This is a genomic window from Paenibacillus sp. P3E (genome assembly GCF_001909045.1).
GTDB lineage: Bacteria > Bacillota > Bacilli > Paenibacillales > Paenibacillaceae > Paenibacillus_AQ > Paenibacillus_AQ helianthi.
In genome coordinates this window covers 37457-50362 of sequence record NZ_LVWH01000092.1, presented here as the reverse complement: position 1 = coordinate 50362, position 12906 = coordinate 37457, and the positions used below count along the sequence as shown (strand labels likewise).

Annotated in this window: 12 protein-coding genes; 6 read left to right on the top strand and 6 right to left on the bottom strand. The window is 50.6% G+C overall.

The window, feature by feature from the left end:
- Positions 1 to 70 precede the first annotated feature (70 nt).
- Positions 71 to 778: a copper homeostasis protein CutC gene (locus A3842_RS09160; RefSeq protein WP_074101148.1), complete on the bottom strand. Its 708-nt coding sequence runs from the start codon at positions 776 to 778 to the stop codon at positions 71 to 73.
- Positions 779 to 880: 102 nt separating this feature from the next.
- Between A3842_RS09160 and A3842_RS09155 the strand changes: the two genes are divergently transcribed.
- Positions 881 to 1390, top strand: a complete 510-nt coding sequence (locus A3842_RS09155) for a GNAT family N-acetyltransferase (RefSeq protein WP_074101147.1) — start codon at positions 881 to 883, stop codon at positions 1388 to 1390.
- A gap of 98 nt (positions 1391 to 1488) precedes the next feature.
- On the opposite strand, the gene A3842_RS09150 is transcribed toward A3842_RS09155, so the two are convergent.
- The 4 genes from A3842_RS09150 to A3842_RS09135 all read right to left on the bottom strand — a co-directional run bounded on the left by A3842_RS09150 (position 1489) and on the right by A3842_RS09135 (position 5324).
- A complete protein-coding gene (locus tag A3842_RS09150) occupies positions 1489 to 2457 on the bottom strand; it encodes a sugar phosphate isomerase/epimerase family protein (protein ID WP_074101146.1) in 969 nt (322 codons plus the stop codon).
- Positions 2458 to 3189: a ThuA domain-containing protein gene (locus A3842_RS09145; RefSeq protein WP_074083197.1), complete on the bottom strand. Its 732-nt coding sequence runs from the start codon at positions 3187 to 3189 to the stop codon at positions 2458 to 2460. It abuts the gene before it with no gap.
- A 104-nt stretch (positions 3190 to 3293) separates the two neighbouring features.
- The gene (locus A3842_RS09140; protein ID WP_074083196.1) at positions 3294 to 4370 is read right to left on the bottom strand and encodes a Gfo/Idh/MocA family protein; all 1077 of its coding nucleotides are present in this window, start codon (positions 4368 to 4370) and stop codon (positions 3294 to 3296) included.
- 6 nt (positions 4371 to 4376) lie between these two features.
- Entirely contained in the window at positions 4377 to 5324 is a 948-nt protein-coding gene (locus A3842_RS09135) for an AraC family transcriptional regulator (protein WP_074101145.1), read from the bottom strand.
- A gap of 351 nt (positions 5325 to 5675) precedes the next feature.
- Between A3842_RS09135 and A3842_RS09130 the strand changes: the two genes are divergently transcribed.
- The 5 genes from A3842_RS09130 (at position 5676) to A3842_RS09110 (ending at position 11650) form a co-directional block, all read left to right on the top strand.
- Positions 5676 to 6680: a LacI family DNA-binding transcriptional regulator gene (locus A3842_RS09130; RefSeq protein WP_074101144.1), complete on the top strand. Its 1005-nt coding sequence runs from the start codon at positions 5676 to 5678 to the stop codon at positions 6678 to 6680.
- A 200-nt stretch (positions 6681 to 6880) separates the two neighbouring features.
- A complete protein-coding gene (locus A3842_RS09125) occupies positions 6881 to 8143 on the top strand; it encodes an ABC transporter substrate-binding protein (protein ID WP_143186220.1) in 1263 nt (420 codons plus the stop codon).
- Between the two features lie 91 nt (positions 8144 to 8234).
- Positions 8235 to 9101: a carbohydrate ABC transporter permease gene (locus A3842_RS09120; RefSeq protein ID WP_074083193.1), complete on the top strand. Its 867-nt coding sequence runs from the start codon at positions 8235 to 8237 to the stop codon at positions 9099 to 9101.
- Positions 9098 to 9919, top strand: a complete 822-nt coding sequence (locus A3842_RS09115; RefSeq protein WP_178381873.1) for a carbohydrate ABC transporter permease — start codon at positions 9098 to 9100, stop codon at positions 9917 to 9919. Before A3842_RS09120 ends, A3842_RS09115 begins: the two co-directional genes overlap by 4 nt.
- Positions 9920 to 9961: 42 nt before the next feature.
- A complete protein-coding gene (locus tag A3842_RS09110) occupies positions 9962 to 11650 on the top strand; it encodes a glycoside hydrolase family 13 protein (RefSeq protein WP_074101143.1) in 1689 nt (562 codons plus the stop codon).
- A gap of 758 nt (positions 11651 to 12408) precedes the next feature.
- Here the strand turns inward: A3842_RS09110 and A3842_RS09105 are convergent.
- Positions 12409 to 12861 carry a NanQ anomerase/TabA/YiaL family protein gene (locus A3842_RS09105; protein ID WP_074101142.1) on the bottom strand — a complete coding sequence of 151 codons (453 nt, stop codon included), beginning with the start codon at positions 12859 to 12861 and terminating at the stop codon, positions 12409 to 12411.
- Between the last annotated feature and the right edge of the window lie 45 nt (positions 12862 to 12906).

Below are 12906 nucleotides of genomic sequence, written 5' to 3'. Positions count from 1 at the left end.
TTATTAACATTTTGTTATTAACAACATTTTAGCACAGGTAGTTGATATTATCAAGTTGTTAATATCACGATTATAGCGGCCGGTCTCCCTTCAGTGAATTCAGAATCCTGCGTACCGACTGAACCCGCACCGGGTCTACCGGCTTCAGCGGATCTCCGTCTTCCCTTACTGCAGAGCCAAAATGCACCCGGCTTACTCCTGTCTGTGTGATGAACTCACTGAGGCCATCGGCGGTTAAGCCACTGCCCGCAAGGATGGAGACGGAAGAAGCAGAGGATAGCTGCTCAAGAACTGCAATCCGCTCTTTCCCCTCGGGCGCCGTATTCCGTCCTCCGGAAGTCAGAATATCCGTAATCTGAGGGTAGCGCGACAATATCTCCAATGCTGCAAGCTGATTCTCTGCCTCGTCAAAAGCCCGGTGAAACGTAACTTCCATCCCGTCCGCAGCCTGCAGCAGCCGCTTAAGCAGTTCTTCGTCAACTGTCCGGTCAGGACGGAGCATTCCCATGACAAGGGATAATCCGCCTGTAGCTGCAATGTGACGGATATCCCGCAGCATCGTGTGCGCATCGGGCTCATCATACCGGAAAGAACGTGCATGCGGGCGCACCATCACCCTTACCGGGAGATTGACGGCTTCCCGCACACCTTCAATCAATCCCAGACTTGGAGTCAGCCCGCCCTCCCGGATGCCGGTAATCAGCTCTATCCGGTCCGCCCCATTCCTTTCAGCTATAACCGCATCACTCACCGTCGTTGCAATAACTTCCAGTAGCATGTTATATCTCCTCTCCCTGCAGCAGTTAAAATTGAATACTTCCATCTTATCGTTATAATGAATTTCATACGATATTTTTTAGGCGGAGGGAATGAACAACGGATGAACCATGAAATTACCATCGCACAGCTTGAGGAGCTACAACCGGAGATCCTGCAGCAACTGAACAAACTGATTATAGATGTCGTAGAAAATGGTGCTTCTATCGGATTCCTGCCTCCGCTTGGGGCAGAGGAGGCAGGAACCTATTGGCAGGGAGTCCTGGCCCCTGGCATTATGCTCTGGGTCGCGATGGAGGGTGAAAGTATTGTTGGCACGGTGCAGCTGCACCCAGTCATCAAGCCGAACGCCCCGCACCGGGCGGAGATCGCCAAGCTGATGGTGCATCCGGAGCACCGCCGCAAAGGCATTGCCCGCCTGCTGATGGATTCCGCAGAGCAGGCAGCTGCGGCAAATGGCCGAACATTGTTGGTGCTGGACACACGCGAGGGTGATCCTTCCAACCTGCTCTACCAATCACGCGGATTTGTGGAAGCAGGCAAAATCCCGGATTATGTAATTTCCGGCGATGGGAAAATGTCCGCCACGGTGATTTATTATAAGCATCAGTAGGGCAAGGGTGGGCAAGCGAAGAAAAAGCCATCACTGCCTGCACAATAAGCAGGCCGGTGATGGCTTTTGAACATTTTACTTATACAGCTCTTATTCCCCTACGCCCACCACATATCGAGCGGCTGCTCGCGGATCAGGATGGACTGCAGGTTGGTCACTGCGCGGTGAAAGCCTTCATCCACAGACATCAGCGGATCTTCATGCTCAATGCTTACCACATAATCATAGCCATAGGTGCGCAGCGCGCTCATGATATCGGACCATTCGGACAGGCTGTGCCCACAGCCGACTGAACGGAAGGTCCATGCCCGGGTCTGCACATCGCCGTAAGGCTGCATATCTGTCAGACCATACATATTAATATTGTCCTGATCCAGGTATGTGTCCTTGGCATGGAAATGGTGAATCGCTCCGGCCTTGCCGAGAATTTTGATCGCACCCACTGGCTCAATGCCCTGCCACCACAAATGACTCGGGTCCAGATTCGCACCAATCGCCGGTCCCGTTGCTTCTCTCAGCTTGAGAATCGTATACGGAGTATGGCACAGGAAGCCGCCGTGCAGCTCGATGCCAATCTTTACACCATGTTCTTCCGCAAGCTGGGCGATCTCTTTCCAGTAAGGAATTAGCTTGTGCTCCCATTGCCAGGTTAGAATATCGCTGTACACCGTAGGCCAAGGGGTGACCGGCCAGTTCGGTGCTTTGGCCTCGTCGCTGTCCCCGGCTGTGCCCGAGAAGGTATTAACCACGGCAACGCCCATCAGTGAAGCGAGCTTGATCGACTTGCGCAGGATTTCATCGCCTTGGCGCGCTTCTTCTTTATCCGGTGAGATCGGGTTGTTATGGCAGCTGAAGGCGCTGATCATAATGCCGCGTTTCGTGAACTTTTCCAAATAGGCCTTACGGGCCGCTTCGCTCGCCAGCAGCTCATCCGTAGGACAATGCGGATTGCCGGGATTGCCCCCGGAACCGATCTCGACGGCATTCAGGCCGGTGGCAGCGATTTTATCCAGCATCTCATCCAGGCTCAGACTTCCAAATACGGGATCAAATACTCCTAATTTCATCTAGATTCCCACCTTTTCTTTGATTGGCTCCAGCGCCTCGGAATGTCCGTACACAGGATAGCCGCGCTTGGTTGGCGCACACCAGTTCACGCCGTTGATAATGACCTGTTGAATCTCTTTGTTGTAATAGGTCGGATACGATTCATGTCCGGGCTGAAAATAAAAAATCTTCCCGTTGCCGCGCCGGTACGTCGATCCGCTCGGAAATACGTTCCCGCCTTCGAACCAGCCGACAAAAATCAGCGACTCCGGTGCCGGAACATCAAAGTGCGCTCCATACATCTCTTCCTGCTCCAGATCAATATACTCACCTATACCTTCGGCAATCGGATGGCTCGGGTCCATGACCCACAGGCGTTCCTTTTCCCCGGCTTCGCGCCATTTCAGATCACAGCTAGTTCCCATCAGCTTCATGAAGATTTTGGACATATGCCCTGAATGCAGCACTACCAGTCCCATTCCCTGAAGCACACGCTGATGAACACGGTTCACGACCTCATCGCTCACTTCCTGATGGGCCACATGCCCCCACCATACCAGCACATCGGTGTTATTCAGCACTTCCTCTGTCAAGCCGTGCTCCGGCTCATCCAGCGTTGCCGTCGCTGTATCCAGTCCGGCTCCGCTGAGGAAGGAAGCTAACTGGGCATGAATGCCCTGCGGGTAGACCTGCCGGATGCGCTCTTCCTCACGTTCATGACGATATTCATTCCATACGGTTACTCTGGTCACTATGAACACACTCCTGGCTCTCATGTCGTTGATAGTATTCGGGATTTTCCCGTTATGTTTGCATTAGGAGACTTTTCCCTCATTATGTTTCAGGTTCAATCTATTTAGTCAAAAAATACGGGCATTCCCGTCTCCGACGATTTGTAAATGGCCTCCAAAATGCGGGTAACCACCAGCGCCTGCTCCGGCTTCACGACCGGCTCCGTGTCATTCACAATGCTGTCGATCCACTGCTTGGCTTCAGCCACTGCAGGATCATCCCCAGCGCCGTCGTAGAAATCCACACCGGCCGCATCCAGGCCAATATGCTTCTCATATGTTTTGCCGTATTCTTCTCCGTTGATCCGCAGCCCCTTCTCCATATCGGCTCCGCCTTCTGTACCGCAGAGCACGGTTTTGGCTTCGCCCACATCCAGGGTATTCAGCGCCCAACTGGCTTCAAGAACAATGGTCGCTCCGTTCTCCATGGTAATGAACCCGATAGCAGAGTCTTCAACAGTGAATTTCTCCGGGTCCCATGGCCCCCAGGCATTCGCGGCGTTCTTACGGCCGGACAGCTTGTGATAAGCATTGCCCACGGCATATTTAGGCTTGTAATTGTCCATCATCCACAGGGTAAGGTCGAGGGCATGGGTCCCGATGTCGATCAGCGGTCCGCCGCCTTGCGCCTCCTCATCCAGAAATACTCCCCAAGTCGGCACCGCGCGCCGGCGGATCGCCTTGGCTTTGGCATAATAGATTTCTCCAAGTCCGTTATTCTCACATACGGTATGCAGGTAAGCCGAATCCGGTCTAAAGCGGTTCTGGTACCCGATCGTCAGCTTTTGGCCAGTCCGCTTAGAAGCATCAATCATCGCCTGCGCTTCCGCAGTTGTCTTGGCCATAGGCTTCTCGCACATCACATGTTTGCCGGCTTCCATGGCAGCGATGGAAATTTCCGCATGGGAAATGTTCGGTGTGCACACATGAATCACATTTATACTTGCATCCTTAAGCAGCTCTTTATAATCGGTGTAGACCGCAGCGCTTTCATTACCGAACTCCGCTTTTGCCTTCTCGGCTCGTTCAGGCACGATATCGCAGAAGGCTACCATCATGGCTCCCTCCACTTTTTGCAATGCGGGCATATGTTTGCCGTTCGCGATTCCGCCGCAGCCGATAATTCCTATTTTCAATGTCATTCAGGCCTAACCTCCACTGGTTTTGATATCTCTATCATACAAATCCGCCCCGGCGCTTTCTTCCTGCATTCTTGCTGAATTATTCCTGAATATTGTCTTATGGTATTTCAACGGAGATATTCCGGTTGCATCCTTAAAAAAATGATGAAAGGTCTTCACGCTTCCAAACCCCGCGGCTTCGGCCACAGCAGACATGGGCAAGTCCTCGTTTAACAGAATCCACTTCGCTTTGTTCAGCCGGTATTCATTCAGGAAAGCAACAAAGGTCATCCCTGTATTACGCTTGAACAGCTTGGTGAAATAATACGGGCTGAAGCCCATGTAACGGGCCACCTCGTTCAGGGAAATCGCCTTTTGATAATGCTGCTCCACATAGGCAAAAATCCGCTCCAGGCGCTCCATCGTTTCCCGGGACTGTGTCAGCGTATCCTCGGAGAACTTAGGCTCCCGCTTGACTCTGCTTTTCGGAATCTCCCGCAAAATAACGGTCAACAGCTCGAACATCCTCGCTTTGATCATATAGGCATAGCCCTCCCGCCGCTGGGTATCTTCCTCGTAGATGCTCTCAATCAGGGGAATGATCCGGGCAGCCGCCCCCTCCGGCCATGACTGGCTTGAGTGCTCCATCTCCGTAAACAAATCCCGCAGGGAATAGCCGCTGCCTCCCAGGGCAGCAACTTCCTGAAACAAATTCAGGTCGAACTGGATCACCACCCGCTCACTTTCGGGCGAAGCGAGAAAATAATGTACGTCCCCGCCGTTAATGAACTGAATTTCACCCTGTTCCATACGGATTGGGGTATCATTAATTCCCAGATTTAGTCTTCCTTTAGTAACATAGATGATTTCGATTTCCTTATGCCAATGCGGATAACAGAGTTCATCCCCTCCACAAATCAGACTGCGAAAGGGAAAATGCTTATCCACATCCGGAAGTTCCAGATATATACTCATGCGTGCGGCTCCTTGTCCGTATGATCCACTGAAGGTAACATATGATATCTATACTTATACCATCTATAGTTATATAGTTGGATAGGGTTCATTATTTATATCGTCCTCCAAAGAAAATTCATGATTTACTGACATTAGAGTAAACGTTTACTTTATCGTAGACTCCTCTTATTTCTTTGTCAATCGCTGTTCTATTCTCTATAAAGATTCCGGGGTCTGCCAGAGGGCTTTAAATTTTTTGTAGAATCTTCCCGTTGACAAAAATATATCTTGCCTTTATATTTCAGGTAATCGTAAGCGTTTACGTTATACCTTAAATCCGAATGAAACAGAAAACTGAGGAACTGCCTTATGAATCCTACGATCAAAGATGTCGCCCAGAAAGCAAATGTATCCATTGCCACAGTGTCCCGTGTGCTGAATAACCTGACTGGCTACTCGGACAAAACAAAGCAGAAGGTGAATCAGGCGATCAAAGAGCTTGGGTACCAGCCCAATGCTATCGCCCGCGGTCTCATCAACAAGCGGACACAGACTATCGGTGTGATGTTTCCTAATGTTTCCAGCGCCTTCTCTTCAGATCTGCTCCACGGGATTGACGAATTCGCCCATGACAGCAATTACAGTGTAGTCGTCTGCAACACAGATAATGATGGCAAGCGGACAATGAAGTATTTGCAGCTGCTGCGCGAAAAACAGGTAGATGGCATTATTTTTTCCAGTGAGGTGCTGAATAAAGAGTACTATGAGGTGCTGGAGAGCATGAAGATACCGGTTGTTCTTGTCTCCTCGAAGACGGATTTTGCCAAGGTGCCCTATGTGAAGGTTGATGATTACCAGGCGGTCTATGACGCGATTCAATATCTGATCTCCAAAGGCCACCGTAAAATCGCCATGATCAGCGGAACCAAAAGCGATCCCATCGCCGGGACTCCCAGAGTACAGGGCTACCGCAAAGCGCTGGAAGCGAGCGGAATTACTTTTGACAGCAGCCGTCTTGTGTATGGAGACTTTTCATTCGAGAGCGGTGGCAGGGCAATGGAAGCCATATTACGCAAAGCGGGAGAGGCTACCGCAGTCTTTGCAGCCAGTGATGAGATGGCCATTGGCGCTCTCTCCGCAGCCCTGAAACACGGTCTGAACGTTCCCGAGGATATCTCGATCATGGGATATGATGATCTCAAACTGGCGCAGATGGTTACACCTCCGCTAACGACAGTCCGGCAGCCGCTGTACGAAATGGGAAAGATCGCCTCCGAGAAGCTGATCCGGATGATCGAAACCGGGGACATTGCCACAAACAAGATCATTGCTCATTCGATTGTGGAAAGACAAACGGTAAGAACACTTACCTAAGTCTTTTATCAATAAAACGTAAACGTTTACCCTAAAGGTCCCGATTGTTGACTATTTTTCCGAGAAGTACCCGTATTCACAACTGGAAAATCCAGTAATCACAGGTAGTTAATCTTGGGATAGTTTGGTTGGGACGTAGAGTAAACGTTTACTCCAATGGCAGTAGACTGCTAAATTTAGTACTCAGGGGGATTCCATCCATGAAAAAAACAATGAAACCCGTAACAGTAAGCCTGCTGGCTATGTCACTGCTCAGCGCCTGCGGCAATAATAGCGGAAGCAACGCTGCTACCGCTGATGGAGGGAACGCCGCTTCCGGTGACAAGGTCAAGATTGAGTTCTTCCAGAACAAGACGGAAGCCAAAGCCACCTTCGACAAGCTGGTCGCCCAATTTAACGCCGCGAACCCTAACATCGTTGTCTCGCAGATCAACCCGCCGGATGCCGAAACGGTGCTGAAGACCCGCGCCGCTAAACAGGATCTTCCCGATGTCATCGGCCTTGGCGCCACCGACACTTACAAGACCCTCTCCGCCAGCGGACTGTTCGAGGACTTTACCGGTGATCCGCTGGTCTCCTCTATCCAGCCCGCTTATGTCAAAATGCTCAATGACCTTACGGGGTCAAGCGAACTGAACGGTATTCCGTTCTCTGCCAATGCCAGCGGTGTCATCTATAACAAAGCGATGTTCAAGGAAGCTGGCGTTGCCGTGCCAACGACTTGGGATGAATTCATCGCTGCAGCCCAGAAGTTCAAAGACAGCGGCAAGAATGCCTTCTACCTGACGCTGAAGGATTCCTGGACCTCACTTACCCCCTTCAACTCCCTGGAGCCAAGCATTCTCGGCACTGATTACTTCAAGAAGCGCACCGAAGGCAGCGTGACCTTCACGGACAGCTTCCGGGAAATCGCCGAGAAGCAGCTGAAGCTGACAGAATTTGCCCAGAAGGACATTTTCGGCAAGGGCTACAATGACGGCAATACGGCGTTCGCCAAGGGTGAATCTGCGATGTATCTGCAAGGGGTATGGGCAATCCCTGAAATCATGAAGGCTAATCCATCTCTTGAGTTGGGCGTATTCCCATTCCCGGCCACCAATGATCCAACAAAAAACAAGGTCATTTCCGGTGTGGATACCCTGCTGACGATCTCCAAGGACAGCAAGCATAAGGAAGAAGCGAAGAAATTCGTCGAATTCCTCCTTCAGCCGCAGAACGTAACGGCATACATCACCGAGCAAAAAGCATTCCCGGCGGTGAAGGGTGTGACTCAGGATGACCCTGCCATGGACGGCTTCAAGGAAGCATTCACCTCCGGCAAGCTGGCCGATTTTGCCGACCATTACATCCCTGGGGCGATGAAGGTCGATACGATTATTCAAAGCTTCCTTAACAAAAAAGACATCGACGCATACCTGAAGCAGCTCGATACAGAATGGGATAAGGTAGCTAACCGGAAATAAGATTGCCAATCCATAGCATGAACTACAAGCATCAGGAGAACAGGGGCGGCAAGCCCCTGCTTCTGCGCTTTTTTCTAAGGAGGATTAACTGATGGCCAAACGGCAAGTCGCTTTTTACCTGATGACTATACCAGCACTGCTGCTGTTCTTCGCCTTTCATACGTTTCCGGCGCTGCAGGGCATTTATTATGCGTTCACGAACTGGGATGGTTTCAGCAACAGCTTTGATTATGTGGGGTTCAAGAATTTCATTAATATTTTCAAAGACGAGAATGTACTGAACTCTTATCTTTTCACCTTCAAATACGCCATCGCTACAACTGTTCTCATCAATATTATCAGCCTGCTGATCGCACTGGGACTGAATGCCAAGATAAAGGCCAAAAACTTTTTCCGCGGCGTATATTTCCTTCCCAATATCCTCAGCGTGCTGATTGTCGGCTTTATCTTCAACTACCTGTTCTCCAATGTGTTTCCGGTGTGGGGCCAGAAGCTGGGAAGTGATTTTCTCTCGCAGAACATTCTCGGCAACTCCGATTGGGCCTGGATTGGAATCGTCATTGTTGCGGTCTGGCAGGGCATCGCTTATAACACCATTCTGTATCTGGCCGGATTGCAGACGATTCCCCACGATCTTTATGAAGCTTCCAATCTGGACGGCGCCAGCCGCTGGCGGGAATTCTGGAGCATTACCTTTCCGCTGCTTGCTTCCTTTTTCACGATCAATATGGTGCTGGCGATGAAAGGCGGATTGATGGTTTTCGACCAGATCATCGCCCTGACAGGCGGGGGTCCCGGCCGTTCTACGCAATCCATCGCCCTTTTGATTTACACCGGCGGCTTCCAGGGCGGAGAATTCGCATACCAGTCGGCGAACGCCGTGATTTATTTTATCGTCATCGTCGTCATCTCCGCCCTTCAGCTTAAATTCCTGCAGAAACGGGAGATGGACCTATGATCAAAAAATCGACGAATTGGCCGGTTACGGTAATTATCGCGCTGTGTTCCCTGCTGATCCTCTTTCCGCTGTACATGACGGTCGCCATCGCACTCAAAAATCCCGAGGAAATGGCCCGCTCCATCTTCTCCCTGCCAACCGGGCTGCATTTCGAGAATTTCGCGAACGCCATCAAGGCGACGAATTTTTTCAACGCCCTGGGCAACAGTGCCAAAATTACTGTGACAGCGGTTGTATTTATTCTGCTCACGAATTCTATGGTCGCCTACGCCATTGCCCGAAATATGAATAAGCGCTTCTTCAAAACGCTCTACTTCTATTTCATCAGCGCTATGTTCATTCCGTTTCAGATCATTATGCTGCCGGTGGTCAAAGTCACTACCGACCTGCATATGAACAATATTCCCGGGCTGATTATTTTGTACATCGTCTATGGCCTTGCTTTTAATGTCTTTGTGTATGTCGGTTATATCCGCTCCATTCCGTATGAGCTGGAGGAAGCGGCTACAGTGGACGGGGCCTCGACCTGGGGAACCTTCTGGCGGATTATTTTCCCGCTGCTGGCTCCTGTCAATGCGACCATCGGCATCTTGGCCTGCCTATCCACCTGGAATGACTTCATGCTGCCGCTGATTCTCTTGGGTAACCAGGATTCCTATACGCTGCCGCTTGTGCAGTATGTCTTCCAGGGCCAATTCAGCACCGATTTCAACCTGGCTTTCGCCTCGTATCTGCTGGCTTTATCCCCTATGATAGTTATTTATCTATTCGCACAGAAATGGATTATCGGCGGCCTTACCCAAGGCTCCATTAAGTAAATTTACGTACCGCAGTTCATATAGAGACAGGAGTGCAGAACCATGAATAAGCAATGGTGGAAAGAAAGTGTAGTCTACCAAATCTACCCCCGCAGCTTTCAAGACAGCAATGGAGACGGCATCGGTGATCTTCAAGGGATAATATCCCGGCTTGATTATTTGGAGCTACTAGGCATCAACGTGGTCTGGCTGTGTCCGGTATACCAGTCACCCAATGACGATAACGGCTATGATATCAGCAATTATCAGAGTATTATGAATGAATTCGGCACACTCGCTGACTGGGAGGAGCTGCTTGCCGGGCTTCATGCCCGCGGTATGAAGCTGATTATGGATCTGGTGGTCAACCATTCCTCGGATGAGCATGCCTGGTTCGCTGAATCACGCCAATCCCCGGACAGCCCTTACCGGGACTATTACGTCTGGCGCGCGGGCAAGGACGGGCATGAGCCTAACAATTGGGGCTCCTTCTTCAGCGGCCCGGCCTGGGAATATGATGCGCAGACCGGCGAATATTTCCTGCACCTGTTCTCCCGGAAGCAGCCAGACCTGAATTGGGACAATCCGAAGCTGCGGCAGGAAATCTACAATATGATGACCTGGTGGCTCGATAAAGGCATCGACGGGTTCCGTATGGACGTCATCAACCTGATCTCCAAGGTTCCAGAGCTTCCCAATGTGTTGAAAGACCAGGAGGACGGCGAACGGACCTATCACTTTGGCGGTGAATATTTCGTAAACGGTCCGCGCGTGCATGAATACATCCAGGAAATGAACCGGGAGGTCCTGTCCAAATACGACATCATGACTGTCGGCGAAGCCATCGGCGTCACCCCCGAGGAAGCGGCGCTGTATGTCGGCGAAGACCGGAATGAGCTTCATATGCTGTTCCACTTCGAACTGATGGAGGTTGATTCCGGGCCGGGTGGCAAATGGGATGTGCAGCCATGGAAGCTGGCGGACATCAAGTCTATCTTCTCCAAATGGCAAACCGCGCTGCATGGCAAGGGCTGGAACAGCCTTTACCTGAACAATCATGACCAGCCGCGCATGCTGTCCCGCTTCGGAGATGATAAGCACTATCCGAAGGAGTCGGCCAAAATGCTGGCTACGCTGCTGCACACACTCCAAGGCACGCCTTACATCTACCAGGGCGAAGAAATCGGCATGACCAACGTCAAATTCGACTCTATCAGCGACTATAAGGATATTGAAATCCTGAATATGTATAAGGAATACCGGGCTGCGGGGCATGCGGAGGAAGAAATTATGAACTCCATTTATGTCAAAGGCCGCGACAATGGGCGTACCCCGATGCAGTGGAGCGCGGAACCGCAGGCCGGATTCACCACCGGCACACCTTGGCTGGCCGTGAATCCAAACTATACGGAAATTAACGCCGAGCAGGCTCTGGCTGACCCCGATTCGATTTTCCACTACTATAAAAAGCTGATTGAGCTGCGGAAAAGCCATGACATATTTGTGTACGGGGATTATGCGATCCTGGCCGAGGAGCATGAGCAGGTATATGCCTATCTCCGGACACTTGGAGAAGAGCGGCTGCTCGTCATGCTGAACTTCTTCGGCCGGCCTGCCGCCTTCGAGCTTCCTGCCTGTGTGATCTTTGAGGAGAAGACACTGGTTATCGCCAATTACGGAGTACAGCCGGAGGAGGATATCCGTTCTCTAACGCTGCGCCCTTACGAGGCCCGGGTGTATAGGCTGAGATAGTGCTTTTGCACGTATGGTTCTAATTCCGTTCAAAAAAGAAAGAGCCTCCTGCTCAATGTCATTAAGTTAAAGCGTAGAGCCAAAAATCATGAAAAAGAGCAGGTTATCGAAAAGATAGCCCGCTCTTTTTTTGCACAAAAAAGAAGAATAAGACTTGAAAAGCAAATAAAAATGTGTGGCGAAGCCCCTTGAAACAACGAGGAGTTTACGCCAATGAATGAGTACGCGAATGCGCTAAAAGAAACGCTGACATCCCTCATACGAGAAATGTCAACCGAACCCGCACCTTTTGTTAAAAACCCAGAAAACGATTTTACCCGAAAGAAAAGCTGCCCTTTGAAACGGTTATGCACCTCCTGATTTCTCACCCAAGAGATATTCGCAAAAATGATTCTGTACAATTTCGCTGAAATGACTACCTCGCACGTAGTCATTTCCCAAACGGATAAACGCCACCCTTACCAAGTCAACTTCACGGTTGCCGTTCATGTTTGTAGACATTTCCTGCGCTCACGGGACGATGAACCCCCACCCGATGTCGAAGCACTGATTCGAAAAAACATAAGCGGATATTTTATCGCTTTGTTTGTTGTAAGCTTTTTTCCTTGTTTGCACAAAAAACAAACGGCACAGGGCTTTCCCCATGCCGTTTTGGATTCCATTTTATGGCGAGTCTTATCTTTGAGCTTATCTTAATGACATCGGCCTACCGGCTCCTCAGATTGTGCTATTAATAATTATACGTGCAGTACCAGCAATCAAAGCTTAATCTTCAAAACCACTTTCCGCACCGCTTCGCGTTCCCCCGCCTCAATCCCCGTCATATGCCCGTCCTGCGGATAGCAGACCACTAGCGCTCCCGGTCCTGCGGTTACTGTGGATTTCACTTCACCTGTGAAGAAAATCGCATCCTTTTCTGCGCTGTAATCGTCACGCACCTCAAGGTGTTCGATAGCGGCGTAGCCGATCCGCTCCGTGCCTTCCAGAATATAATGCAGGTCCAGGTTCACTCTGTGCGCTTCCCAGAAGCACTCCCCGGCATCCTTGGTTTCATATTCATTAATGAAATAAAACATTTCATCGTCCACATCATGGCGTCCAGCCGCCTGTCCGGCAAAGTTGGTATCGCGCAGGAACTTCAGCCCTCTCTGAATCTTCTCTCCGTAAGCCGCCTCATTCTCCAGCAAATGTCCCAATGTATCCACAATCATCGCCGATATCCCCCTGTAATCTCTAGTTTGTTCCACCTTGCGGAA